Below are 25,873 nucleotides of genomic sequence, written 5' to 3'. Positions count from 1 at the left end.
GCGCCGCGCTGCACCGCACCACAGGCCCGCACTCCCGGCGGGCCTGCCTGCTCTCATGCCCCGCCAGACGGTTGCGCCCACCCTGACCATTCCTTCGCGCGGCTTCACCCTGCTGGAACTGCTGGTGGTCATCAGCATCATGGCGATTGCCGCTGCCGGCGCAAGCCTGTCTCTGCGCGACAGTGGGCAGGCCCAGCTGGAACGCGAAGCCGAGCGCCTGGCCGCACTGCTGGAATCGGCCCGCGCACAGGCACGAGCCAACGGCGTGCCCGTGCGCTGGCGGCCCATGCCGCAAGGCTTTCGCTTCGAGGGCCTGCCGGCCAGCGCGCAATTGCCTTCGCAATGGCTGCAGCCCGGGGTGCAGGCACAGCCGGCGACGCCGCTGATCCTCGGCCCCGAGCCACTGATTCCTCCCCAGTCCGTCACGCTGACGCTGCGCGACTCCAACAGCCCGCCGCTGCGCGTGGCCACGGATGGACTGCGGCCCTTTGCCGTGCAATCCCTGCCATGACAGGCATCCACGGACCACGCCGCAGGCACGGCGCGCCAAGGCGCCTGCCGCACGGCTTCACGCTGATCGAGGTGCTGGTGGCCCTGGGCATCGTGGGCATTGCCCTGATGGCAGGCCTGCAGGCCACATCGGCCCTGACTCGCAATGCCGAGCGCCAGTCCGAGGTGCTGCTGGCCCAGCTGTGCGCGCAAAACGAACTGGTGCGCCTGCGCCTGTCGCGCCAGATGCCGCCCGTGGGCGACAACAGCTTCACTTGCGAGCAGGGCAGCCGGCAGCTGCAGGTCCAGCTCAGCGTGCGCCCCACGCCCAACCCCAGCTTCCGCCGCGTGGATGCCCTGGTCGTCACGGCCGAGCATCCGGTGCTGCGGGTATCGACCATCGTGGGCCGCTTCTAGATGCGTTTGCGCCCTTTCTCCCGCGCGCAAGGCTTCACCCTGGTGGAGCTGATGGTGGCCATCGCCGTCATGGCCCTGCTGGCCCTGGTGAGCTGGCGCGGACTGGACAGCATGGTGCGCTCGCAGGAGACCATTCGCGCGCGCAACGAGCAGCAGATCGTGCTGCAGACCGTGATCGCCCAGTGGAATGCCGACCTCGAAGCACTGATGCCGCTGGAGCACGCCCAGGTCATCGACTGGGATGGCCAGGTGCTGCGCATGACCCGCAAGAGCAGTGCCGCCGTGGACGATGGCGCCGTGGTCGTGGCCTGGGCCCGCCGCCAGACAGCCGGACGCGACCAGTGGCTGCGCTGGCAGTCGCCACCGCTGCGCACGCGCGCCCAGTGGCGCGAGGCCTGGAACCAGGGGGCGCAATGGGGACGCAATCCTTCGGACGACCAGCGCCGCCGCGAAACCGTGCTGCTGCCCCTGGACCAGTGGCGCCTGTACTACTACCGTGACAACGCCTGGAGCAACCCGCAGTCCAGCGGCTCGGACAACGGCACGGGCACGCCCAATCCACCATCCGGCGGCACCAACAGCAGCGCACAGCTGCCCACGATTCCTGACGGCATACGCGTCGAACTGACCCTGCCGCCCGACAGCGCCGTCCCCGGCCGCGTCACCATGGACTGGGTCAACCCCCTGCGATCCAACAGCCGATCATGATGCGCGCACCCCGCACCCTGCCCGTCCGCCGCCGCCCTCGCGGCGTGGCCCTGCTGGCCGCCATGCTCACGGTCACGCTGGTCGCCACCTTTGCCGCCACCGCGCTGTGGCAGCAGTGGCGCAGCGTGGAGGTCGAGACCGCCGAGCGCAACCGCATGCAGGCCGCCTGGATTTTGCTGGGTGCGCTGGACTGGTCGCGCGTGGTGCTGGCCGAGGATGCGCGCACCAGCCTGCAGGTGGACCACCTGGCCGAACCCTGGGCCGTGCCGCTGCAGGAGGCGCGCCTGTCCACCTTCCTGGCGGCGCAGAACAACGTCAGCCAGGTCGATGACGGCATGGCCGACATGCAGGACGCCTTTCTCTCGGGCCAGATCATCGACCTGCAGTCGCGCCTGAACCTGCGCAACCTGCTGGGCGCACCCGACAAGCCCGAAACCCTGCGCCCGCTGGCCCGCCTGCTGGAACGCCTGAACCTGCCCCCTGCCTATGCCGCCCAGATCGTCCAGGCCCTGCGCGCAGCGGCCACCGCCGGCGAGGGCGCGCAGTTCCTGATGCCGCGCACGCTGAGCCAGCTCGGCTGGCTGGGATTGCCGCCCGAGGTCGTCTCGCGCCTGGAGCCCTACATCACCCTGCTGCCCGAGAACACGCCCGTCAACCTCAACACCGCCAGCGCCGAAGTCATCTGGGCCAGCGTGGAGGACCTGACCTGGTCCCAGGCCAGCCAGCTGGTGCAGCTGCGCGCATCGCGCCCGCTGCGCAGCCTGGCCGATGCCTCCAACGCGCTGGGCCTGCCGCAGAAATTCGAGGGACAGAACCTGTCGGTCGCCACCAGCTTCTTCGAGGCGCGTGGCCGCATGCGCCTGGGCGAGATCGTGGCCAGCGAACGCTCCATGTTGCGGCGCAACAACATGACAGTCACTACCATCTGGCGCGAGAGGGGGGACTGGGGATTGCCCGAAGCTCCCGCGCCGTGACAGATGCCTGTCACACTCGGCCCCTACAATGCCCGCTTCCGTCCATGAGCACCTTGATTCTTCATCTGCCTGCGGGCCCCGCTGGCGAATACGCCTACGCACTCAGCAGCGACGGCCTGCGCGCCGACCGGCATGGCCACGCCGCAGCAGGCCTGCTGCCCGATCCTGGCCGCACCGGCCAGACGGTTGCCGTGGTGCCGCACCAGGCCTTGTCCTGGCATCTGGTCAGCCTCCCCCATGGCGTGCCTACGGGGAGCCGGCGTGGACATGTGCGCCTGCGTGCCGTGCTCGACGGGCTGCTGGAAGAGCGCCTGCTCGACGACCCCTCCCAACTGCATCTGGCGCTGCAGCCTCAGGCACGCGCGGGCGAGCCCTGCTGGGTTGCCGCCTGCGACAAGGCCTGGCTCCATGCCCATCTGCAGGTCCTGGAGTCCGCAGGCCGGCCCGTGGGCCGCATCGTGCCCGAATGCCCGCCCCAGTCCACGCCCCAGCTGTGGGCCGTGGGCACGCCTGAATCGGCCTGGCTGCTGGCCACCGGCCTGAGCACGGCCCCGCAAGGCATGGACTCGCTGGCCTGCCTGCCGCTGCGCACCGACAGTGCCGACCCCGCCATGCTGGCCGCCCTGCTGCAGGCCCTGCCCCCCGACACCCCGATCCAGGCGGACCCGGCGCTGGCCCGCGCCGCCGAGGCCCTGCAGCGCCCCGTCAGCCTGCTGACGGACGCCCAGCGCGGCCTGGCGGCCCGCGCACAAAACTGGGACCTGGCGCAGTTCGACCTCGACCTGGGCGGCGGCAGCCGCACCCGCCGACGCATGCTCGACGGCTGGCAGAGCTTTCTGCGCGCGCCGCAATGGAAGGCCGCGCGCTGGGGTGCCGCGCTCGCACTGCTGGCCCAGGTGGTGGGCCTCAATGCCTGGGCCTGGACCGAAAACCGCGCCATCGCGGCCAAGCAGGTCCAGGTGCGCTCCACGCTGGCCACCAGCTTTCCGCGCGTACCCGTCATCGTCGATGCGCCCGTTCAAATGCAGCGCGAAGTCGCCACGCTGCGCCAGAGCGCCGGCGCGCTGACGCAGGGCGACCTGGAACCCCTGCTGGCCGCCGCATCCAGGGCCCTGCCTGCCGGCCAGTTGCCGCAGGCCATGGACTACCAGGACCGTCAGCTGCGCCTCAAGGGCGTCTCGCTGGAGGCCGAGGCACTGGAGCAGGCACAACAACATCTGGCCGCAAGCGGCCTGCGACTGCAGCGCGACGGCGCCGACCTGCTGCTTGCCCAGGAGGCCCGGCCATGAACATGCGCGCATCCCGCCAAAGCCTGGCCCCACTGCGCGCGCGCTGGAATGCCCTGGCGCCGCGTGAACAGAACATGACGCTGCTGGCCGGTGGTGTGGTGGCACTGGCCCTGCTGTGGTGGCTGGCCCTGGCCCCCGCCCTGCACAGCCTGCGCACCGCGCCCGAACGCCATGCCCAGGCAGACCGCCAGTTGCGCCAGATGCAGCTGCTGCAGGCCGAGGCCGAGCAGCTGCGCGGCAACGCACGCCCCGTGGTCGGCGATGCCAAGGCGCTGCTGCAAAGCTCGCTGTCCGCCGAACTGGGCGCCTCCGCCCAATTGAACTGGATGGGCGACCGCGCACAGATCACGCTCAAGGCCGCGCCCGCCGCCGCGCTGGCGCGCTGGCTGGCCCAGGTCCGCAGCAACACGCACGCCGTTCCCGCCGAGATGAAGCTGGCCCGCAGTGCATCTGCAAGCGCCGCAGGCGCTGCCGATGCCGTGCGCTGGGATGGCAGCCTGGTGCTGGACCTGCCTGTCGATCCGTCGCGGGCACCTTGAGCATGCACCGCCAGCCCCGCTCCCAGCCTGTCCTGCGCTCACCGCGCGGGTGGGCGCTGGCAGGCGCCCTGTGCGGCCTGGTGGCCACCACCGTCGTCTGGGCACCCGCCGCCTGGCTGGCACGCGGCGTGGATTCCGCCACACAGGGCCAGGTACTGCTGCTGCAACCGCGCGGCACGCTGTGGAACGGCTCGGCCTCCCTGGCCTTCACCGGAGGCGCCGGCAGCCGCGACCGCACGGCCCTGCCCACGCGGCTGGAATGGACGCTGCGCCCGCGCCTGGACGGCGCCCGCATTCAGCTGCGCAGCGAATGCTGCACACCCACGCCCGTGGTGCTGGACCTGCTGCCGCGCTGGCAGGGCCTGAGCGCCGTGGTGCACGACAGCGACACGCGCTGGCCTGCCTCGCTGCTGTCCGGCCTGGGCACGCCCTGGAACACGGTGGACCTGCAAGGCCAGCTGCGGCTGGCCACGCAGGCCCTGCAACTGCAATTGCTGTGGCAATCGGGGCGCTGGCGCAGCGACGGCAGCACGCGGCTGGAGGCGCTGGCCGTATCCTCGCGGCTGTCCCCTCTGCGCCCGCTGGGCAGCTACCGGCTCGACATCCTCGGGGGCGACAGTCCGCAGCTGCAGCTCAGTACCCTGACCGGCGACCTGCGCCTGAGCGGCCAGGGCCAATGGGTAGGCCAGCGGCTGCACTTCCAGGGCGAGGCCTCGGCCAGCCCCGAGCGCGAAACCGCGCTGTCCAACTTGCTCAACATTCTGGGACGGCGCCAGGGGCCCCGGTCCATCATTTCCTTTGGTTGATCCATGACTCAGCAGCACACGACCCCGTTCTGGCGCAACACCCTGCACACGCTGGCCGTCAGCGCCATGCTGGCCTGCACCGCTGGCACTGCCCAGGCCCAGCAGACCAATGCACCGGCAGGCGCCACGCCCAGCCTGCGTCCGGGCGAGCCTGTGACGCTGAATTTCTCGGGTGCAGACATCGAGGCCGTCTCGCGTGCCATCGGCGCCATCACCAACCGCAACGTGGTGGTCGACCCCCGCGTCAAGGGCCAGATCACGCTGCTGACCGACAAGCCCGTGCCGCCCGCCACCGCCTACCAGCAGTTCCTGGCCGCGTTGCGCCTGCAGGGCTTCACCATCGTCGAATCGGCCGGCCTGTACAAGGTCATCCCCGAGGCCGACGCCAAGCTGCAGGCCAGCGAAGTGGCCGTGGGCGCGAGCCGCAGCAGCGCGGGCAGCCAGATCGTCACCCAGATCTTCAAGCTCAACTACGAGAACGCGGCCAACCTGGTGCCCGTGCTGCGCCCCCTGATCAGCCCCAACAACACCATCAACGTCAACCCGGGCAACAACTCGCTGGTCATCACCGACTACGCAGACAACCTGCAGCGCATCTCGCGCATCGTGGCGACCATGGACGTATCCAACGCCACCGATGTCGAAATCATCCCGCTGCGCCATGCCGTGGCCACCGACATGGTGGCCCTGGTCTCGCGCCTGATCGAAGGCGGCACGGCCAGCCCCGGCGGCCTCACGGTGACCGCAGGCGGCGCCAATATTCCGGGCCAGAGCGACAACGCCTTCAAGACCTCGCTGATGGCCGAGCCGCGCAGCAACTCCATCGTGCTGCGCGCGGCCAACCCGGCACGCCTGGCCCAGGTGCGCTCGCTGATCGCGCGGCTGGACCAGCCCGCCATGAACGGCGGCGGCGACCAGGGCAACATCCACGTGGTCTATCTCAAGAACGCCGACGCCGTGGCGCTGGCCGCCACCTTGCGCGCCGCCATCGGCGCCCAGGCCACGGCCGCCGGCACGGCCAGCGGCCAGCCCGGTGCGGGCGGCACCCTGCCGCAGGGCGGCGGCATGTCCTCCATCCCCACCTCGCAGCCCGTGGTCTCGCGCGACTCCAGCGGCACGGCATCCATGGGCATGGGCTCGTCCTCGGGCCTGGGCAGCGGCGGCGGGGGCGGGGGCGGCGCGCTGGGCGTGGCCCAGCAGCCCTCCACAGGCGGCATGATCCAGGCCGATCCTTCGACCAACTCGCTGATCATCACGGCACCGCCGCCCGTCTACCGCCAACTGCGCGCCGTGATCGACAAGCTCGACGGCCGCCGCGCCCAGGTGCTGATCGAAAGCCTGATCGTCGAAATCAAGGACAACCGGCTGGCCCAGTTCGGCATCCAGTGGCAGGCCATGCTCAGCAACAACGGCCGCGTGATCGGCACCCTGGGCACGAACTCCAATGTGGCGGGCGCCAACATCCTGAACCTGCTCGGCCTGGTCAAGGATGGAGGCCTCGACGGCAGCGCCATCACGGGAGACACGTTGTCCAGCCTGAGAGGCACCAACCTCGGCTTCACGCAGCGCGTCAACGGCAAGGACACGCTGGGCTTTCTGGCCAACTTCCTGCAAAACAGCGGTGACGCCAACATCCTGTCCACGCCCAACCTGATGACGCTGGACAACGAGGAGGCGCGCATCATCGTGGGCCAGAACGTGCCCATGGTCACGGGCTCGTACGCCAGCAACTCCACGGGCGGCACGGTCAACCCCTTCACCACCGTGGAGCGCAAGGACGTGGGCCTGATGCTGCGCGTGCGCCCGCAGATCAACGAGAACGGCACGGTGAAGCTGGCCGTGTTCCAGGAAGTCTCCTCGGTGGACGAGTCCACGCGCAAGGACACCAACGGCCTGACCACCAACAAGCGCTCCATCGAGTCCAACGTGCTGGTCGAGGACGGCAACATCGTCGTGCTCGGCGGCCTGATCGACGACAACTACTCCCAGGCCGAGGACCGGGTGCCTCTGCTGGGCGACATTCCCGTCGTGGGCAACCTGTTCCGCAACACCAACCGCAAGCGCAACAAGACCAACCTGATGGTCTTCCTGCGCCCCGTGGTGATGCGCGATGCGACTGCCACCAACCAGGTCTCTTCCGAGCGCTACGAAGCCATCCGCGCGCAGCAACAGAGCCTGCAGCCCGAGCCCAGCGCCCTGCTGCGCTCGGTCAATGCCGCGCCCGTGCTGCCCACGCTGACGCCGCAGCCGGACCCCGGCTCGTTCACCAACCCGGCCGCCATCGTCAACGTGCCGGGCGCCAGGCCCGAGCTGATCGACTTCACCCAGCCGCAGCCCGCCGCTCCCGCCGTGCCGGCAGCCCCCGGCGCGCTCTGAGGCAGGAAGGCCCCATGCGCTATCCCCTGCCCTATGCGTTTGCGCGCACCAGCCAGCTGCTGATCGAGGACGACGGCCACGAGCCCCTGCTCTGGCACGGCCCCTCGCCCGACTGGCAGGCCCTGTCCGAAGTCCAGCGCAGGCATGCGGTGCAGCGCTGGCAGATGCTGGACGCGGGCACGCTGGCCCACCGCATCAGCGCCGCCTACTCGCAGGGCGAGTCCAGCGCGGCCCTGGTGGTCAGCGAGGTCGAGTCCGACGCCGACCTCTCGCGCATGATGCAGGAGCTGCCTGCGGTCGAGGACCTGCTGGAGACGGCCGACGACGCGCCCATCATCCGCATGCTCAACGCCCTGCTCACGCAGGCCGCGCGCGACGGCGCCAGCGACATCCACATCGAGCCCTACGAGCGCCATTCCAGCGTGCGCTTTCGCGTGGACGGCGACCTGCGCGAAGTCGTGCAGCCCAACCGCGCACTGCATGCAGCGCTGATCTCGCGACTGAAGATCATGGCCGACCTGGACATCGCCGAAAAGCGCCTGCCCCAGGACGGCCGCATCAGCCTGCGCCTGGGCACGCGCGCCATCGACGTGCGCGTCTCCACCCTGCCCAGCGCCCACGGCGAGCGCGCCGTGCTGCGCCTGCTGGACAAGAGCGAGAGCAAGCTCAGCCTGGAGGCCGTGGGCATGCAGGGCGAGACGCTGAGGCGATTCACCCACCTGACGGCCCAGCCGCACGGCATCGTGCTGGTCACCGGCCCCACGGGCTCGGGCAAGACCACCACGCTGTATGCGGCACTGTCGCGCATGGACGCCAGCCACAGCAACATCATGACGGTGGAGGACCCCATCGAGTACGAGCTGGCCGGCGTGGGGCAGACCCAGGTCAACGCCAAGATCGACCTGACCTTCGCCAAGGCCCTGCGCGCCATCCTGCGCCAGGACCCGGATGTGATCATGATCGGCGAAATCCGCGACTTCGAGACCGCGCAGATCGCCATCCAGGCCTCGCTGACCGGCCACCTGGTGCTGGCCACGCTGCACACCAACGATGCCTCCAGCGCCGTCACGCGCCTGATCGACATGGGGGTGGAACCCTTCCTGCTGTCGTCCTCCCTGCTGGGTGTGCTGGCCCAGCGCCTGGTGCGCAAGATCGACACCACCGAGCCCAGCGGCTACCGGGGGCGCACCGGCATCTTCGAGATGCTGGTGGTGGACGACACCATCCGCGCGCAGATCCACCGCCAGGCCAGCGAGGCCGAGATCCGCGACACCGCGCTGGCCGCGGGCATGCGCCTGATGCGCGACGACGGCGAGCGCCTGGTGCGCGAGGGCATCACCACGCCCGAGGAAGTGCTGCGCGTCACGCGCGACTAGGCGCAGGCGGCCACGCCCGACCCTGCGCAGCACGGGGCATCCCTGTTTGCCACAATGGTCGGCATGTTGGAATCCCTACGCGCCTGGAGCGCTCCCTATGGCGGCGACCTGTTCCTGTGGGTCGCCACGCTGAGCCTGATCAGCTACATCGCCCTGTGGTGGTTCAAGTCACGGCTGTCCACCAGCCAGCTGCGCCGCGTCATCCGCCTGTCGGCGCTGGTGGCGCTGCCGCTGTCCTGGCTGGCCATCCAGCAGGGCGAGAACCATCTGGCGGCAGCCATCCTCCCCCTGGTCTGGTGCGTGGTGCTGGGCATCACCTGCGCGCGGGAAATGTCCAGAAGAAACTGAGTGCGCGAACGCGCACCAGGAATGCCCTGGCGCGGCAAGGCCCGCGCCGCCCCCACCCACCGTGAACTGGAAGTTGGAACCTGCCATGACATCATTCAATGAAGTCCGTCTGTCCATGCTCGACCTCGTGGCCGTGCGCGAAGGCGGCACCGTCGCCGAGGCCCTGGACATCGCGCTGGCCACGGCCCGCAAGGCCGAGGCACTGGGATTCGAGCGCTACTGGCTGGCCGAGCACCACAACATGCCCGGCATCGCCAGCTCGGCCACGGCCGTGCTGATCGGCCACATTGCAGGCGGCACCTCGAAGATCCGCGTGGGCTCGGGCGGCATCATGCTGCCCAACCATGCCCCGCTGGTGGTGGCCGAAGCCTTCGGCACGCTGGCCGAGCTGTACCCGGGCCGCATCGACCTGGGCCTGGGCCGTGCGCCCGGCACCGATGGCGCCACCATGCGCGCCCTGCGCCGTGACCGCGTCGAGACCGAGGAAGACTTCCCGCGCGACGTGATGGAGCTGCAACGCCTGCTGGCCCCGGCCACGCCGGATCAAAAGCTGGTGGCCACGCCGGGCGCGGGCACCAACGTGCCGATCTGGCTGCTGGGCTCCAGCCTGTTCTCGGCCCAGCTGGCCGCCCACCTGGGCCTGCCCTACGCCTTTGCCTCGCACTTCGCGCCGCGCATGCTCTACCAGGCCGTGCAGCTGTACCGCAGCCTGTTCAAGCCGTCGGCCCAACTGGCCAAGCCCTACGTGATCGTCGGCGCCCCCGTGATCGCCGCGCCCACCGATGACGAGGCCGAGTACCTGGCCAGCAGCACCTACCAGCGCGTGCTGGGCATCATCACGGGCCGGCGCGGACTGCTGCCGCGCCCCATCGAGAACTACGCGGCCCAGCTCGGCGAGCAGGAGCGCCGCGCCATCGGCGACTTCCTGGCCGTGGCCTCCATCGGCGGCCCGGACAAGGTGCGCACGCGCCTGCAGAAGCTGCAGGCCGACACCGAGGCCGACGAGCTGATCCTGGTCAGCGACGTGTATGACCGCGACCTGCGCCTGCGCTCGCTGGAGATCACGGCCGGCGTCATGGGCCGCTGAAGGCATGAGCCGCTCCGCCCGGCTGCTGCAGCTGATCGACCTGCTGCGCCGCGCGCGCCTGCCCCAGGCCGGTCCGGTGCTGGCCCGGCAGCTGGACGTGAGCCTGCGCACCCTGTACCGCGACATCGCCACCCTGCGCGAACAGGGTGCCGCGATTGCGGGCGACCCGGGCGTGGGCTACGAGATGCGGCCCGGCTTTCTGCTGCCGCCGCTGATGTTCACGCCCGATGAGCTGGAAGCCCTGCTGCTGGGCGCGCGCTGGGCCAGCCGCCAGGCCGACCCCGAGCTCGCCCAGGCCGCCACCGCCGCGCTGGACCGCATACGCAGCGCGCTGCCGCTGGAGCTGCGCATCGAGGTGGACACCAGCGGCCTGCTGGTGCCGCCCATCTGCCACGAATCCGTGACCGAGCCCTGGCAGACCGCGCTGCGCCTGGCGATACGGCGCCAGCACCGGGTGCTGCTGCACTACACGGATGAGAAGGGCCAGCCGACCGAGCGCCGGATCTGGCCTTTTGCCATGGCTTTCTTCGATCAGCGGCGCATTCTTGCGGCCTGGTGCGAACTGCGCCAGGACTTCCGCCATTTCCGCGCCGACCGCGTGCGCTCCGTCACCGATCTGCAGGAACGGTATCCCGACCACCGCAGCGGCCTGATCGAACGCTGGTCGCGGCAACTGGGCTACACGGTCCGCTGACACCACTGCTGACAAAAACTGTCAGCATGGCCTCCTACAGTCGCTCCCATGGCCTTCTCGCCATGCATTCAAACCACTGGGAGCCTTCATGAACGACTCGATCAAGCCTCTGCGCTTTTACTTCCACCCCCGCTCGCGCGCCGTCATCGCGCGCTGGATGCTGGAGGAATGCGGCGCCCGCTATGAGCCCGTGCGGCTGGAATTCGGCAGCACCATGAAGGCTGCCGACTACCTGGCCATCAACCCCATGGGCAAGGTCCCCGCCCTGGTGCACGGCGAGACCGTGATCACCGAACAGGCCGCCATCCTTGCCTATCTGGCCGACATCTTTCCCGAACGAAGGCTCGCGCCGGCCGTGGACAGCCCGCTGCGCGGCGTCTACCACCGCTGGATGTTCTTCCTGGCCGGCCCCGTCGACGCCTTGATGACGGCCAAGAGCCAGGGCCACCTGGAGCAGCAGACGGCCGACCAGGCCATGTCCGCCGGCTATGGCCGCTATGACGACGTGGTGCAGACGCTGCGCCAAGCCGTGGCCGGCAGGCGCTACCTGTGCGGCGACCAGTTCACCGCCGCCGACGTGCTCATGGCCAGCTACCTGCGCTGGGGGACGATGATGAAGCTGCTGCCCGCGCTGCCCGAATTCAGCGACTACGGCCAGCCGCTGATGGAACGCCCGGCCTCGCTGCGCTCCATCCAGCTCAACGAAGCGGACCTCGCGGCCCAGCCGGCATAAGGACCGGGCAGGAGCTGCCGCCGACCGCGGCGGCGGCCTCGCCATCCAGCCGTCACCGGCAGCGGCTACCATCGGGGGTTGGATCGCCGCCTGGCGTTTCCTGAACGCCATCCTTCCCCAGCCCCTCCTGACTCCCGCCGCGCATGCCTGCCTTTTCCTTCGAAGCCCTGGATGCCCAAGGTCAGACCCGCAAGGGCACGATCGAAGCCGACAACGCGCGCGCTGCGCGCAGCCAGCTGCGCGCCCAGGCCCTGGTGCCCATGGCCGTGGAGATCGTGGCCTCGGGTTCCGCGTCCGGCCCGCAGGGTGGCGCCTCGCGCTGGCTGACCCGCCCCGTCCTTGGCTCCACAGGGCTCACCGTGTGGACGCGCCAGATGGCGGGTCTGGTCGGATCAGGCCTGCCCATAGAGCGCGCCCTGGCCGCGCTGTCCGAAGAAGCCGACGACCCGCGCCAGCACCACCTCGTGGCCGCGCTGCGCGCCGAGGTCAACGCAGGCTCCACCTTTGCCCGGGCACTGGCCCAGCATCCGCGCGAGTTCTCCGACATCTACTGCGCCGTGATCGGCGCCGGCGAGGCCAGCGGCAGCCTGGGCCCGGTGCTGGAGCGGCTGGCCGACGACCTGGAATCGCACCAGGCACTGCAGTCCAAGCTCATTGGCGCAGCCCTGTATCCGGCCATCGTGACCCTGGTGGCCATCGTCATCGTGCTGTTCCTGGTCAGCTACGTGGTGCCGCAGGTGGCCAGCGTGTTCGCGGGCACCAAGCGCGCCCTGCCCTGGCTCACCGTGGCCATGCTGGCGCTCAGCGACTTTGTGCGCAGCTATGGCTGGGCCGCGCTGGTCGCCCTGGTGCTGGGCGCCGTGGGATTCCGGCTGTCCATGAAGAACCCCGTGCTGCGCGAGCGCTTCGACGCCTGGTGGCTGCGCCTGCCGCTGATCGGCCGGCTGGCGCGCAACTACAACGCGGCACGCTTTGCCGGCACGCTGGCCATGCTGGCGGGCGCGGGCGTGCCCATTCTCAAGGCCTTGCAGGCCGCCGCCGAAACGCTGGGCAACCGCGCACTGCGCGCCGATGCCATGGACGCGCTGGCCCTGGTGCGCGAGGGCGCGCCGCTGGCCTCGGCCCTGGCGCAGAAAAAGCGCTTCCCGGGCCTGATCTCCATGTTTGCCCGCCTGGGCGAGCAGACCGGCCAGCTGCCCGTGATGCTGCAGCGCGCGGCCAACCAGCTGTCCACCGAGGTGCAGCGCCGCGCCATGCACCTGGCCACCATCCTGGAGCCGCTGCTGATCGTGGCCATGGGCATGGTCGTGGCCCTGATCGTGCTGGCCGTGCTCATGCCCATCATCCAGCTCAACCAGTTCGTCAAATAGCGACAAGCGCCAAGCCATGCCCGTGACCCTGCAAGACAAGCTGGTCGTTGCCATCTCATCGCGCGCACTGTTCGACTTCGAGGAAGAGAACCGGCTGTTCGATGCGGGCGACGAGCAGGCCTACATGCGCCGCCAGCTGGACCTGGTGCACCAGCCGGCACGCCCGGGCATCGCCTTCCCGCTGGTGCGCAAGCTGCTGGCCTTCAATACGCCCGAAGTGCAGCGCGTGGAGGTGATGATGCTCTCGCGCAACGACCCGGCCAGCGGCATGCGCGTGTTCGCCTCGGCCAAGGCGGCCGACATGCACATAGAGCGCGGCGTGTTCACGCGCGGGCGCGATCCGTTTTCCTACCTGCGGCCGCTGGGCGCCCACCTGTTCCTCTCGGCCAACGAGGTCGATGTGCGCAAGGCCCTGTCCATCGGCTTTCCCGCGGCGCGCGTGATGGTCGACTCCACGCCCGCAGGCGACCGCTACCCGCAGGAAGTGCGCATTGCCTTCGACGGCGATGCCGTGCTGTTCTCCGACGAGGCCGAGCGCATCTACCAGCAAGGCGGGCTGCCGGCCTTTCTGCGCCATGAGGTCTCCCATGCCGCCACGCCCCTGGGAGAAGGGCCGTTCAAACCCCTGCTGCAAGCCCTTCACCGGCTTCAGCAGCAGGCGGACTCGTCCCAGACCATGCGCATTCGCACGGCCCTGGTGACGGCGCGCAGTGCGCCGGCGCACGAGCGCGCCATCCGCACATTGCTCGATTGGGGAATCACCGTGGACGAGGCCATGTTCCTCGGCGGCCTGGAAAAAGGCCCCTTCCTGCGCGAGTTCGAGCCGGATTTCTTCTTCGACGACCAATCGGGCCATGTCAGCTCGGCGGCCCGCCATGTGCCCGCAGGCCATGTGAACAGCGGCATCTCCAATCCGGACGCCGATCCGCTGAAGTAAACAATTGCAAAGGGCGGGCCGGCCGTGCTTGCAAATGCCGGTTCCGTGCCCAAATAAAGCCAATGCATTTTCCCCTCATGAACCGCTCCGCCCTGCTGCGCCGGCCGCCTGTGCTGCAGGCCGCCGCTGCCGTCCTGCTGACCAGCGCCTTCATGCTGCCCGCCGCGCGCGCGCAGGCGGCCGAGACGGCCGACAAGGCGTCCACCGGACAGGCCTCGGCCAGCCCGGCGCCATTGACCAAGGGGGAAATCAAGGCCCAGCGCGAATTCAAGATGCTGGACTTCAACAAGGACGGCAAGCTCAGCCGCACCGAAGTGGCGCTGTTCCCGCGCCTGGCGGCGGCCTTCGACGAGGCCGACACCGACAAGGACGGCTACGTCTCCTATGCGGAGGTGCAGGCCTTTGCCGTCAAGTACCGCGCCGAGCGCGACAAGGCAAAGGCCAAGGCGCAGGCCGAAGAGGCAAAGGCCGCAGAGCATGCCGCAGCCGTGTCCGCTGCCAGGGACACGAAGGAAGGCGAAGGCTCAAAGGACTGAGCCTGCGCATTCAGCCACTGACACTCAAAGTCCGCCGGTACGCTTGACCTTGGGTTCCGAATAGGTCAACGGCTCCTCGCGCACCTGCAGCTTGTTGCGGGCCACGTCATCGGCCTTGCTGACCTCCTGGGCCTGCTCCACGGCCATGGCGCTGGCGCGCCACATGGACTGGATGAACTCGATGAGCTGCTTGGAAATCGGCTCCTTGGGCGGCTCCTCGACCTCTTCCTTCTGCTTGATCTCCTCGGCCAGCGTCCAGTCGCGGTTTTCCTGGTCCACCACGGACGGTTTTTCAGGATCGCGAATCACACGGCCTTCGCCGATGCGGTCCGTGGATTCGACAGGATTGGCAGCGTTCACGGGACGCACGGGCACCGCGCCCGACGCGCCGGTGGAGTACAGATCGGCGCTTTGCGGGCGCCACGGTATGGGCGATCGGTCAACAGGTGGAATTGGCATGGCTCGACCCTCTTGCTGGATGTGTGCTGTGGGCGGGAATTTCCCGCCGTCGCCTCATCATCGACAGAACCTGAAAGAACTGAAGCGCTTTTTTTGAAAGACGCCCAGGCCTGCCTCAAACCAAGGGTAAACCCCGAAACCACCCTGACCAGGCGCTAGAGGAAACGCTCCAGCATCTTGCGCGAGGCACGGTCCAGCGCCGTGCTGTCCGGCACGCTGAACTGCACGCCGTCCTGGCTGGTGATCATCAGGTGCGTACGGCCCGACAGGCGGCGGATATCCTCCTCGGCCTTGAGCACGAGCTGCGCGGGACCGCGGTCGGTCTCCAGATCCCAGGTGCTGGGCGTGGAATAGCTGGACACCTTGCGGATGCGCTGGATGACGGGCACGAACTCGCGCACGGCCAGATCCTGCTCGATCAGCGTGCGGGCCTGCGCGGGCACGTGGTCCATGTGGTCCACCCACAGCGCCTCCTTGCCATCGGCACAGACCAGGGACAGGCCTTGCAGCGGCGCGGCAATGGGAAAGGCGCGTACGGGCACCACGGATTCGTGGCGCGTGCCGTCGGCCAGGATCAGCACCAGGCGGCCATGGGCGTTGCGCTCCACGCGTACGCGGCTCAGATCGGCGCCGGCGGCGCAATGTTGGGCAGTGGACATGGCTTATTCCTCGATGGTGGTTGCGACCAGGGTCAGGCCTGCGGCCTGGGCATCCTCTTCGGCGCGCCGCGCCTGGGCCTGGTACAGGCGCCAGTAGGCGCCCTGCTTTTCCATCAGTTCGTCGTGCGGCCCCACTTCCACGATTTCGCCCCGGTCCATGACCACGAGGCGGTCTGCCTTGCGCAGCGTGGACAGACGGTGGGCGATGGCAATCGTCGTGCGGCCCTGCACCAGATTGTCCAGCGCCTTCTGGATTTCCTTCTCGGTCTCGGTGTCCACGGCAGAAGTGGCCTCGTCCAGGATCAGGATGCGCGGGTCGATCAGCAGCGCGCGCGCGATGGAGATGCGCTGGCGCTCGCCGCCGGACAGGCCCTGGCCGCGCTCGCCCACCAGGGAGTCATAGCCATGCGGCAGGCGCAGGATGAATTCATGGGCATGGGCCGCACGCGCGGCCGCCACGATTTCCTCGCGCGTGGCGTCGGGCTTGCCGTAGGCGATGTTCTCGGCAATGGTGCCGAAGAACAGGAAGGGCTCCTGCAGCACCAGGCCGATGTTGCTGCGGAAGTCCGACACCTTGAGCCGGCGGATATCCACGCCGTCGAGCTGGATGGAGCCTTCGCTCACGTCGTAGAAGCGGCTGATCAGGTTGACCAGGGTGCTCTTGCCCGAGCCGCTGTGGCCGACCAGGCCAATCATTTCACCCGGGCGAATCTGCAGATCCAGGTTCTTGATGACGGCGCGGCTGCCGTAGCGGAAGGTCAGGTTGTCCAGCGTGATGGCACCCTGCACGCGCGGCAGCTTGACCGGGTTGACCGGGTCGGGCACGTTGCTCACGTGGTCCAGGATGTCGAAGATGCGCTTGGCGCCGGCTGCCGCCTTCTGTGTGACCGAGACGATGCGGCTCATCGAATCCAGGCGGCTGTAGAAGCGGCCGATGTAGGCGATGAAGGCCGTCAGAATACCGACCGTGATCTGGCCGCCCGCCACCAGCCAGATGCCGAAGCCCCAGACCACCAGCAGGCCGATCTCGGTCAGCAGCGTCACCGTGGGCGTGAACAGCGACCAGGTCTTGTTGACCTTGTCGTTGGCCTGCAGGTTGACCAGATTGGCCTGGGCGAAGCGGTCGGCCTCGCGCTTTTCCTGGGCGAAGGCCTTGACCACACGGATGCCGGGAATGGTGTCGGCCAGCACATTGGTCACCTCGGACCAGACGCGGTCGATCTTCTCGAAGCCCGTGCGCAGGCGGTCACGCACCAGGTGGATCATCCAGGCGATGAAGGGCAGCGGCACCAGGGTGACCAGGGCCAGCCATGGATTGATGGAGAACAGGATGACCGAGGTCATCACGATCATCAGCACATCGGTCGCAAAATCCAGCGCGTTCAAGGATAGAAACAAATTGATGCGATCTGTTTCCGCCCCGATGCGCGCCATCAGGTCGCCCGTGCGTTTGCTGCCGTAGTAGTCCAGCGACAGCGTCAGCAGGTGGTTGTAGGTGGTCGTGCGCAGGTCCGAGCCAATGCGCTCGGAGACCTTGGCCAGCACGAAGGTGCGCGCCCAGCCCAGGCCCCAGGCCACCAGCGCCGCCGCAAGCAGGCCGCTCAGGTAGAAGACCACCAGGCTGCTGTCGATCTGCTGCCCGTTCTGGAACGGGATCAGGATCTTGTCCACGATGGGAATCGTCAGGTAGGGCGCCACCAGGGTGGCGCCCGTGGAGGCCAGGGTCAGCAAAAAGCCCAGCAGCAGCTGGTGCCGGTAGGGATGGGCAAAGCGCCACAGGCGCAGCAGCACCCAGGTGGAGGTCTGCGGACCCTGCTGGCGTGCGCAGGCCGGGCATTCGTCGGCCTCGGGCGGCAGCTCGGTCTGGCAGGCCGGGCAGCGGGGCACATCGTCCTCGGGCCCGTCGAAGTCCTCGCCACGCGCCATGCGCTCACGCTGGTGATCGAACTGTTGCAGCAGGCGCAATACGCCCGCCTGGTGGCGCAAGGTGAAGCGCCACAGCGCCAGCCGAGCCGCAGGACCATGCAATTCGAGATTGCCCACGCCGCCGTGGTCCAGCGTGCGCAAATTCTGATCGACTGAGAGTATCCACTCACTCCATCGCTGATCCTCAGGATCACAGGCGATGAGGCGCTGGTTGGTCAGGACAACCCAGCCTTCGCCGAAGCGCATATCCAGGGTCAGGTCAACCGTGGCGAGGGCCAGCACGTTTTCATTGGAAGCGAGCCTGGCTCGCAGCTCAGCCCCGCGGGGGCTGGCAAGGAAGGCCGAAACGTCCACAGAATGGTGTTCTTGCATGTTGAGTTGTTTTTCCCGCCCCTGGCGGCTCCTGGTGTCATGCGGGCAACCGCAGCTCCCCGGTGGATATCCCGCGCGTTGCACGGCATACCCTGCTCAACGCGCCAACCCTGGTTTAGGCTGACAACACTGCGCATGGGTTTTCTGGGCGCACAATCCTCTCCCATTCTCCGGCGATCCGAATCCGGGTCGTCGTTCACGCTTACCCGTTGACCGACATGGCGAAATTCAAAGACATCCAACTCTTGCGCACCACCTACCTGCGTGGACCCAGCGTCTGGACCTACCGTCCCGTGCTGGAGGTCTGGCTGGATCTGGGCGAGCTGGAGGACTATCCCTCGAACAAGCTTCCCGGTTTCAACGAGCGCCTGACGGCCTGGCTGCCCGACCTGGTCGAGCACCACTGCGGCGTGGGCGAGCGCGGCGGCTTCATCCAGCGCCTGGAAGGCGGCACCTGGTGCGGCCACGTGCTGGAGCACATCATCATCGAGCTGCTGAACCTGGCGGGCATGCCTGCCGAGTTCGGCCAGACCCGCGAGATCTCGCAGCGCGGCGTCTACCGCATGGTCTTCCGCTGCCCCGAGGAAACCGTGGCGCGCACGGCCCTGGCCCATGGTCACAGGCTGATCATGGCCGCCATCAATGACGAGCCCTTCGACCTGAAGGCCGCCATCAAGGCCATCAAGACCGAGATCAACGACCGCTACCTGGGCCCGAGCACGGGCTGCATCGTCGATGCGGCCGGCGAGCGCCGCATCCCCCACATCCGCCTCAATGACGGCAACCTCGTGCAACTGGGCTATGGCGCCGCGCAGCGCCGCATCTGGACCGCCGAGAGCGACCAGACCAGCGCCATCGCCGAGGGCATTGCCCAGGACAAGGACTTCACCAAGCGCCTGCTGGCCGCCTGCGGCGTGCCCGTGCCCGAAGGCCAGATCGTCCACAGCCCCGAGGAAGCCTGGGAAGTGGCGCAGGACATCGGCTTTCCCGTCACCGTCAAGCCCTCGGACGGCAACCACGCACGCGGCGTGACGCTGGACCTGCGCGACGAGGCCGACATCAAGGCCGCCTTCGCGCTGGCCCAGCCCGAAGGCTCGGACGTCATCGTCGAACGCTTCATCGACGGCACCGAGCACCGCATCCTGGTGGTGGGCGGCAAGGTGGTTGCCGCCTGCCGTGGCGAGACCGTGAGCGTGGCCGGCAATGGCAAGTCCACGGTTCGCGAACTGGTCGCCGTGGTCAACCAGGACCCGCGCCGCGGCCCCGAGCAGGAATATCCGCTGGACTGGATCAACCTCGAAGCCCCGGCCGTGAAGCTGGAACTCAAGCGCCAGAACGTCACGCCCGACACCATTCCTGCCCAGGGCACCAGCGTGCTGCTGCAGCGCAACGGCAACATGGCCATCGACTGCACCGACGAAGTCCATCCCGAAGTGGCCTACATGGCCACGCTGGCCGCCAAGATCGTGGGCCTGGACATCGCGGGCATGGACATGATCCTGCAGGACGTCTCGCGCCCCATGAAGGAGCAGGGCGGCGCCATCCTCGAAGTCAACGCCGGCCCCGGCCTGCTGATGCATCTGAAGCCCACCAGCGGCGCGCCGCGCCCCGTGGGCATGGCCATCGCCGACCACCTGTTCCCGCGCACCGAAGAGGGCACGGGCGCCGGCCGCATCCCCCTGGTCGGCATTGCCGGCACGCGCAACAACGGTTTCACGGCCCGCCTGGTGGGCTGGCTGCTGCAGCTGTCGGGCAAGCTCACGGGCGTGGCCAGCAGCGAGGGCATGTTCCTGTCCAACCGCCAGACCCAGAAGACCAACACCGCCAACTGGGCCGGCGCCCACCGCCTGCTGACCAACCGCCTGGCCCAGGCCGCCGTCATCCAGACCACGGCCCGCTCCATCCTGGAGGAAGGCCTGGCCTACGACCGCTGCCTAGTCGGCGTGGTCACCGACATGGACGGCTTCGAGCAGTTGCCCGACCATGACGTGCACGAGCAGTCACAGATGACGCGCGTGATGCGCACCCAGATCGACGTGGTGCTGGACGAAGGCGCGGGCGTCCTCAATGCCGACATCGAGCAGGTGGCCGACCTGGCCCGCCTGTGCGACGGCGAGGTGCTGTTCTATTCGATGCAGGCCGACAGCCCCGTGGTCGCGGCCCACCGTTGCGAGAGCGAAGGCCGTGCCGTCTTCGTGCGCGGCAACCAGGTGATCCTGGCCACGGGCGCCGCCGAGCGCGTGCTGGGCACGCTGGACGCGCTGAGCCTGCCCGGCGGCCTGCGCCCGGACACGCCGGCCCTGCTCGCTGCCATTGCCGCGGCGTGGTCCATGGACATTGCCCCCGACCTCATCGTCGCCGGCATCAAGACCTTCGACTACACGCCGGCCGCCGCTGCGGTTTCCACCGCCGCCGCCTGAGCCCGACCACACGATGACATGCAGGCAGGCCCGGCGACGCGGGCCTGCCCTCCGAAAGAAGACACTATGCAGATCACCCGCATCCGAGCCCTGCGCGGCCCCAATCTCTGGACCCGCAGCACCGCCATCGAAGCCATCGTGCAATGCGAGCCCGGCGACTGTGACTACTCGGCCCTGGCAGGGTTCGAGGACCGGCTGCGCGCACGCTTTCCCAAGATCGGCACGCTGCAGCCGCACGGTGCCGACCAGCGCCTGTCGCTGGCCCATGTGCTGGAAGTGGCGGCCCTGTCGCTGCAGGCCCAGGCCGGCTGCCCCGTGACCTTCAGCCGCACGCACGAGACCGTGGAAGCCGGCACCTACCAGGTGGTGGTGGAGTACACCGAGGAATCCGTGGGCCGCCTGGCCATGGAACAGGCCGGTGCGCTGCTGCAGTCGGCACTGGCCGACACGCCCTTCGACGCCGACAAGGTGGTGGCCGAGCTGCGTGAACTCGACGAGGACGAGCGCATCGGCCCCTCCACAGGCTCCATCGTCGATGCGGCCGTGGCGCGCGGCATTCCCATCCGCCGCCTGACCTCGGGCTCGCTGGTGCAACTGGGCTGGGGCTCCAAGGCGCGCCGCATCCAGGCCGCCGAGCTGGACCAGACCAGCGCCGTGGCCGAGTCCATCGCCCAGGACAAGGACCTGACCAAGCGCCTGCTGCACGCCGCCGGCGTGCCCGTGCCTCTGGGCCGCCCCGTCAAGGACGTGGAAGAAGCCTGGCTCGTGGCCCAGGAAGTGGGACTGCCCGTGGTGGTCAAGCCCCAGGACGGCAACCAGGGCAAGGGCGTGGTGGTCAACATCACCACGCACGAGCAGCTCAAGGCCGCCTTTGCCACCGCCTCGGAATTCGGCGACGACATCATGGTCGAACGCTTCCTGCCGGGCCACGACTTCCGCCTGCTGGTGGTCGGCGGCCAGTTGGTGGCCGCTGCGCGCCGCGAGCCGCCCCAGGTGCTGGGCGACGGCCAGCACACCATCCGCGAACTGGTCGAGCTGGTCAACCAGGACCCGCGCCGCGGCTCGGGCCACGGCACGGCGCTGACCAAGATCCGCCTGGACGACATCGCCATCGCGCGCATCGCCACAGAAGGGCTCACGCCCGAATCCGTGCCGGCCCAGGGCCAGCGCGTGGTGCTGCGCAACAACGCCAACCTGTCCACGGGCGGCAGCGCCACCGATGTGACGGACGACGTGCACCCCGACATCGCCGCGCGCGCCGTCGAGGCCGCCCAGACCATCGGCCTGCACATCTGCGGCGTGGACGTGGTCTGCGAGACCATGCTGCGCCCGCTGGAGGAGCAAAACGGCGGCATCGTCGAAGTCAACGCCGCACCGGGCCTGCGCATGCACCTAGCGCCGTCCTTCGGCAAGCCCCGCAACGTGGGCGTGCCCATGGTCGATGAGCTGTTCGCACCCGGCCAGGATGGCCGCATCCCGCTGGTGGCCGTCACCGGCACCAATGGCAAGACCACGACCACGCGCCTGATCGCCCACCTGTTCACCTCGCATGGCTGGCGCACGGCCATGACCAATACCGACGGCGTCTACGTCAACGGCCGCCAGATCGACAGCGGCGACTGCTCGGGCCCGCGCAGCGCGCGCAACGCCCTGGCCCACCCCGAGACCGATGCGGCCGTGCTCGAATGCGCGCGCGGCGGCATCCTGCGCGAAGGCCTGGGCTTCGACCGCTGCCAGGTGGCCGTGGTCACCAACGTGGGCGCGGGCGACCACCTGGGCCTGAACTACATCACCACGGTGGAAGACGTGGCCGTGCTCAAGCGCGTCATCGTGCAGAACGTGGCCGCCGACGGCTATGCCGTGCTCAACGCCGCCGACCCGCTGGTGGCGGCCATGGCCTCCACCTCGCCGGGCAAGGTCATCTATTTCGCGGCCGACCGCCACCACCCCGTGATGGCCACGCACCGTGCCCAGGGCAACCGCGTGGTCTACGTGGACGGCGACAGCATCGTTGCGGCCGAAAGTTCGTGGCGCGAGACCATCGCCCTGCGCGAGATCCCCATCACGCGCAACGGCACCATCACCTTCCAGGTGGAGAACGTCATGGCCGCCATCGCCGCCGCCTGGGGCGTGGGCCTGCCGTGGCAGACCATCCGCCGCGGGCTGGCCGGCTTCGTCAACGACAGCGACAACGCCCCCGGACGCTTCAACGTCATGGACTACCGTGGCGCCACGCTGATCGCCGACTACGGCCACAACCCCGACGCCATCCGCGCCCTGGTGCAGGCCGTGGATGCCATGCCGGCCCAGCGCCGCAGCGTGGTCATCAGCGGCGCGGGCGACCGCCGCGACCAGGACATCACCGAGCAGACACAGATCCTGGGCAAGGCCTTCGACGACGTCATCCTCTACCAGGATGCCTGCCAGCGCGGCCGCGCCGACGGTGAAGTCCTGGCCCTGCTGCAGCAAGGCCTGCAAGGCGCACCGCGCACCGACTACGTGACCCAGATCCAGGGTGAGTTCAACGCCATCGACCACGCGCTGGCGCGGCTGACGCCCGGCGACCTGTGCCTGGTGCTGGTGGACCAGGTCGAGGAAGCCCTCGAACACCTGCGCCGCCATGTGGCGGGTGAGGCCTGACATGAACGGCCGCGCCTTGCTCACGGCCGCTCTGGCCACGCTGCTGCTGGGCGCCTGCGGTGCGCGCGCCGAGCAGGTGGGCGCGGTGGACACGGTGTTCAAGTTCATAGGCCCGGACCACAAGATCGTGGTGGATGCCTATGACGATCCCAAGGTGGCGGGCGTGACCTGCTATGTCTCGCGCGCCAAGACCGGCGGCATCAAGGGCGGGCTGGGCCTGGCCGAGGACCGCGCCGAGGCCTCGATCAGCTGCGTGCAGACCGGACCCATCCAGATCCCTGCGCCGCTCAAGCAGCAGGACGAGGTGTTCACCGAACGCATCTCGCTGCTGTTCAAGCGCCTGCGCGTGGTGCGCATGGTCGATGCGCAGCGCAACACCCTGGTCTACATGACCTACTCGGACCGCGTGATCGAAGGCTCGCCGCAGAACAGCGTCACCGCCGTGCCCGTGCCGCGCAACACGCCGATACCGCTGCAAAAGTAGCCTGGGCTCATTCCTGCGCCTGGGACCTGCAGGCCTGCACGAAGGCCGCCAGCGCAGGCGAGCGGCGCTTGCCTGCCCGCTGCACCAGCGAGAAATCGCGCCACATGCGCGGCAGCGTGGTCGGCAGCACGGCCAGTTCTCCTGACACGACCAGGGCCTGCACCAGCACGCGGGACAGGCAGCTGATGCCCAGCCCTTGCGCCACGCAGCGCGCTATGGCCTCGGAGCTGCCCAGCGTGGCGGCGGCCGGCAGCTGGTGCAGATGCGGCAGCAAGGCATGCTCCACCATCTCGCGCGTGCCCGAGCCCGGCTCGCGCAGCAGCCAGCGCGCACCGCGCAGCGCCGCCACGCCCAGCGGGCGCTGGCCGGCAGCCTGCACCAGCGGGTCCTGTGCTGCGGCCACGATGACGAGTTCGTCGCGCATCCAGGGCTCGACCTCCAGCCCGGGCCAGTGGCTGGTGCCCTCGATCAGGCCCAGGTCCACGTCCAGCGATTCCACGGCCTGGCCCACCTCGCGCGTGTTGGCGATCTGCAGGTCCACGCTCAGGTGCGGATGGCTGCGCGCCAGGTGCGCGAGCACGGCTGGCAGCGCATAGGTGCCTATGGTGGTGCTGGCTGCCACGCGCAGACGCACGGGCAGGCTGGCGGCCCGCACCGAAAACGCCTGCTCTATGCCCCTGGCCTGCTCCAGCAGCGCCAGCGCCTCGGGCAGCAGGGCGCGCCCCGCGTCGTTGAGCGCCAGCCGCCGGCCCACGCGCTCGAACAGCTGGGCGCCCATGGCCTGCTCCAGCTGCTGCAGCGCGGCGCTGGTGGCCGACTGCGACAGGGCCACGGCATCGGCCGCCGCCACGGTGGAGCCGGCCTGGGCAACGGCGCAGAAGATTTCGAGCTGTCGCAGGGTGAGGTGCAGCATGGCGTGCAGTCTGGACGAGGCATCAACCTGTTTCCCCGGTTGATGCTACAAAAACTATTCGTTATACGAATATAGCCAAGAAATCTAAAGTGCCTCCCATGCACCGCGCTCCTGACGCGGCGCGCAGGCACCATGAACACCACTGCCCTCCCACGCTCCTCCCTCCCTGGCTGGCTTCGCCATTTGACCGAGCTTGCGCCCGGCCTGCTGCTGGCAGGCGCCATTGCCGCAGCCGCCACCTGGGGCGCACGCCAGCCCCTGCTGGCCGGCTCGGGCCTGAGTGCACTGACGCTGGCCATCTGCATCGGCCTGGTCATCGGCAACACCGTCTATCCGCGCCTGGCGCCCAGCTGCCATGCCGGCGTGGGCCTGGCCAAGCAGCGCCTGCTGCGCGCGGGCATCGTGCTCTACGGCCTGCGGCTGACCTTCCAGGACATAGGCCATGTGGGCATGGCCGGCGTGGTGGTCGATGCCCTGGTGCTGGGCAGCACCTTCTTGCTGGCGCAGTGGCTGGGCCGCCGCGTCTTCGGGCTGGATGCGCGCACCACGGTGCTGATCGGCGCGGGCAGCTCCATCTGCGGCGCCGCTGCCGTGCTGGCCACCGAACCCGTGATCAAGGGACGTGCCGAAGACGTGGCCGTGGCCGTGGCCACCGTGGTGGTCTTCGGCACCGTGGGCACCTTTCTCTACCCCGCGCTGTTCCACTGGAACGCCGCCCACGGCTGGCTGGACATGTCGCCCGCGCAGTACGGGCTGTACGTGGGCTCCACCGTGCACGAGGTGGCCCAGGTCGTGGCCGCCGGCGAAGCCATTGCGCCCGAAGCCGCCGACGTGGCCGTGATCTCCAAGATGGTGCGCGTGATGATGCTCGCCCCCTTCCTGCTGCTGCTGTCCATGGCGGTGGCGCGCGGCAACCGCAGCAGCCAGGTGAGCGACGGCCAGCCGCGCCGCATCACCATTCCCTGGTTCGCGCTGGGCTTCGTCGCCATGGCCGGCGTGAACTCGCTGGGCGTGCTGCCCGCTGCCGTGGTACAGGTGGGCGTGCAGCTGGACAACGCGCTGCTGGCCGTGGCCATGGCGGCCCTGGGCCTGACCACCCATGTCCGCGCCGTGCGTGCCGCAGGCACGAAGCCCCTGCTGCTGGCCGCCTTGCTGTTCGCATGGCTTCTGGTGGCGGGCCTGCTCTTCAACCGCTGGGTGCCCGGCCTGCTCTGAAGCTGCCAGCATCCATCGACCGGCCCTGCGAGGCATCGTCTCGCAGGGCCTTTTTCATGGACGGCCTGCCTTCCAGAACAAGGGAATACCCTTAAATCAAATGCAG

General features: G+C 69.0%; 24 protein-coding genes. 20 read left to right on the top strand and 4 right to left on the bottom strand.

All coding sequences use genetic code 11. The features are described 5' to 3' along the window. Positions 1–55: 55 nt before the first annotated feature. The 16 genes from ACRSCF_RS04710 (at position 56) to ACRSCF_RS04635 (ending at position 14,679) form a co-directional block, all read left to right on the top strand. Complete coding sequence (locus ACRSCF_RS04710; RefSeq protein ID WP_034364466.1) at positions 56–511, top strand: GspH/FimT family pseudopilin; 456 nt, start codon at positions 56–58, stop codon at positions 509–511. Further along, positions 508–906: a type II secretion system minor pseudopilin GspI gene (gene gspI / locus ACRSCF_RS04705; protein ID WP_016448731.1), complete on the top strand. Its 399-nt coding sequence runs from the start codon at positions 508–510 to the stop codon at positions 904–906. The genes ACRSCF_RS04710 and gspI overlap by 4 nt, the downstream gene beginning before the upstream one ends. Then, positions 907–1,614, top strand: coding sequence for a prepilin-type N-terminal cleavage/methylation domain-containing protein (locus ACRSCF_RS04700; protein ID WP_016448732.1), 708 nt, complete (start codon positions 907–909; stop codon positions 1,612–1,614). Continuing rightward, positions 1,611–2,588, top strand: a complete 978-nt coding sequence (gene gspK / locus ACRSCF_RS04695; protein WP_034364464.1) for a type II secretion system minor pseudopilin GspK — start codon at positions 1,611–1,613, stop codon at positions 2,586–2,588. The genes ACRSCF_RS04700 and gspK overlap by 4 nt, the downstream gene beginning before the upstream one ends. 44 nt (positions 2,589–2,632) lie before the next feature. Continuing rightward, the gene (gene gspL / locus ACRSCF_RS04690; protein WP_432675207.1) at positions 2,633–3,877 is read left to right on the top strand and encodes a type II secretion system protein GspL; all 1,245 of its coding nucleotides are present in this window, start codon (positions 2,633–2,635) and stop codon (positions 3,875–3,877) included. Further along, the gene (gene gspM / locus ACRSCF_RS04685) at positions 3,874–4,416 is read left to right on the top strand and encodes a type II secretion system protein GspM (protein WP_034364462.1); all 543 of its coding nucleotides are present in this window, start codon (positions 3,874–3,876) and stop codon (positions 4,414–4,416) included. Before gspL ends, gspM begins: the two co-directional genes overlap by 4 nt. Before the next feature lie 2 nt (positions 4,417–4,418). Next, complete coding sequence (gene gspN, locus ACRSCF_RS04680) at positions 4,419–5,222, top strand: type II secretion system protein N (RefSeq protein WP_244387822.1); 804 nt, start codon at positions 4,419–4,421, stop codon at positions 5,220–5,222. 3 nt (positions 5,223–5,225) lie between these two features. Continuing rightward, positions 5,226–7,598 (top strand): type II secretion system secretin GspD, encoded by a 2,373-nt coding sequence (gene gspD, locus ACRSCF_RS04675; RefSeq protein ID WP_244387821.1) that lies wholly within the window; start codon positions 5,226–5,228, stop codon positions 7,596–7,598. Between the two features lie 14 nt (positions 7,599–7,612). Then, positions 7,613–8,974 carry a GspE/PulE family protein gene (locus ACRSCF_RS04670; RefSeq protein ID WP_016448738.1) on the top strand — a complete coding sequence of 454 codons (1,362 nt, stop codon included), beginning with the start codon at positions 7,613–7,615 and terminating at the stop codon, positions 8,972–8,974. 63 nt (positions 8,975–9,037) lie between these two features. After that, positions 9,038–9,322 carry a hypothetical protein gene (locus ACRSCF_RS04665; RefSeq protein WP_223275171.1) on the top strand — a complete coding sequence of 95 codons (285 nt, stop codon included), beginning with the start codon at positions 9,038–9,040 and terminating at the stop codon, positions 9,320–9,322. An 85-nt stretch (positions 9,323–9,407) separates the two neighbouring features. Further along, on the top strand, positions 9,408–10,409 hold the full coding sequence (locus tag ACRSCF_RS04660; protein WP_016448739.1) for an LLM class flavin-dependent oxidoreductase: 1,002 nt from the start codon (positions 9,408–9,410) through the stop codon (positions 10,407–10,409). Positions 10,410–10,413: 4 nt separating this feature from the next. Continuing rightward, positions 10,414–11,103 (top strand): helix-turn-helix transcriptional regulator, encoded by a 690-nt coding sequence (locus ACRSCF_RS04655; RefSeq protein WP_016448740.1) that lies wholly within the window; start codon positions 10,414–10,416, stop codon positions 11,101–11,103. A gap of 88 nt (positions 11,104–11,191) precedes the next feature. Next, complete coding sequence (locus tag ACRSCF_RS04650) at positions 11,192–11,836, top strand: glutathione S-transferase family protein (protein ID WP_016448741.1); 645 nt, start codon at positions 11,192–11,194, stop codon at positions 11,834–11,836. 143 nt (positions 11,837–11,979) lie between these two features. Then, the gene (gene gspF / locus ACRSCF_RS04645; protein ID WP_244387819.1) at positions 11,980–13,206 is read left to right on the top strand and encodes a type II secretion system inner membrane protein GspF; all 1,227 of its coding nucleotides are present in this window, start codon (positions 11,980–11,982) and stop codon (positions 13,204–13,206) included. Between the two features lie 16 nt (positions 13,207–13,222). Further along, a complete protein-coding gene (locus ACRSCF_RS04640; protein ID WP_016450866.1) occupies positions 13,223–14,143 on the top strand; it encodes a 5'-nucleotidase in 921 nt (306 codons plus the stop codon). Positions 14,144–14,205: 62 nt separating this feature from the next. Next, positions 14,206–14,679 (top strand): EF-hand domain-containing protein, encoded by a 474-nt coding sequence (locus ACRSCF_RS04635; protein ID WP_016448744.1) that lies wholly within the window; start codon positions 14,206–14,208, stop codon positions 14,677–14,679. Between the two features lie 24 nt (positions 14,680–14,703). Here ACRSCF_RS04635 and ACRSCF_RS04630 read toward each other — a convergent pair whose 3' ends face one another. The 3 genes from ACRSCF_RS04630 to ACRSCF_RS04620 all read right to left on the bottom strand — a co-directional run bounded on the left by ACRSCF_RS04630 (position 14,704) and on the right by ACRSCF_RS04620 (position 18,095). Further along, positions 14,704–15,138: a hypothetical protein gene (locus ACRSCF_RS04630; RefSeq protein ID WP_016450864.1), complete on the bottom strand. Its 435-nt coding sequence runs from the start codon at positions 15,136–15,138 to the stop codon at positions 14,704–14,706. Positions 15,139–15,293: 155 nt separating this feature from the next. Further along, on the bottom strand, positions 15,294–15,797 hold the full coding sequence (locus ACRSCF_RS04625) for a DUF1854 domain-containing protein (protein ID WP_034364457.1): 504 nt from the start codon (positions 15,795–15,797) through the stop codon (positions 15,294–15,296). Between the two features lie 3 nt (positions 15,798–15,800). Continuing rightward, positions 15,801–18,095, bottom strand: coding sequence for an ABC transporter ATP-binding protein (locus tag ACRSCF_RS04620; RefSeq protein ID WP_016448747.1), 2,295 nt, complete (start codon positions 18,093–18,095; stop codon positions 15,801–15,803). Positions 18,096–18,313: 218 nt separating this feature from the next. Here ACRSCF_RS04620 and cphA (ACRSCF_RS04615) point away from each other — a divergent pair, with 218 nt between their 5' ends. The 3 genes from cphA (ACRSCF_RS04615) to ACRSCF_RS04605 all read left to right on the top strand — a co-directional run bounded on the left by cphA (ACRSCF_RS04615) (position 18,314) and on the right by ACRSCF_RS04605 (position 23,639). Then, entirely contained in the window at positions 18,314–20,515 is a 2,202-nt protein-coding gene (gene cphA / locus ACRSCF_RS04615; protein ID WP_016450863.1) for a cyanophycin synthetase, read from the top strand. A 66-nt stretch (positions 20,516–20,581) separates the two neighbouring features. Further along, a complete protein-coding gene (gene cphA / locus ACRSCF_RS04610) occupies positions 20,582–23,155 on the top strand; it encodes a cyanophycin synthetase (protein WP_016448749.1) in 2,574 nt (857 codons plus the stop codon). A gap of 1 nt (position 23,156) precedes the next feature. After that, complete coding sequence (locus ACRSCF_RS04605; RefSeq protein WP_016448750.1) at positions 23,157–23,639, top strand: CreA family protein; 483 nt, start codon at positions 23,157–23,159, stop codon at positions 23,637–23,639. Positions 23,640–23,646: 7 nt separating this feature from the next. Here the strand turns inward: ACRSCF_RS04605 and ACRSCF_RS04600 are convergent, their stop codons facing one another. Then, positions 23,647–24,552 (bottom strand): LysR family transcriptional regulator, encoded by a 906-nt coding sequence (locus ACRSCF_RS04600; RefSeq protein ID WP_034364456.1) that lies wholly within the window; start codon positions 24,550–24,552, stop codon positions 23,647–23,649. 132 nt (positions 24,553–24,684) lie between these two features. Between ACRSCF_RS04600 and ACRSCF_RS04595 the strand changes: the two genes are divergently transcribed. Next, the gene (locus ACRSCF_RS04595) at positions 24,685–25,767 is read left to right on the top strand and encodes a YeiH family protein (protein ID WP_034364453.1); all 1,083 of its coding nucleotides are present in this window, start codon (positions 24,685–24,687) and stop codon (positions 25,765–25,767) included. The last annotated feature ends 106 nt before the right edge of the window (positions 25,768–25,873 follow it).

Source organism: Delftia sp. 11MD (genome assembly GCF_050907895.1).
Classification (GTDB): Bacteria; Pseudomonadota; Gammaproteobacteria; order Burkholderiales; family Burkholderiaceae_C; genus Comamonas; species Comamonas tsuruhatensis.
This window is presented reverse-complemented; position numbering and strand designations above follow the sequence as displayed.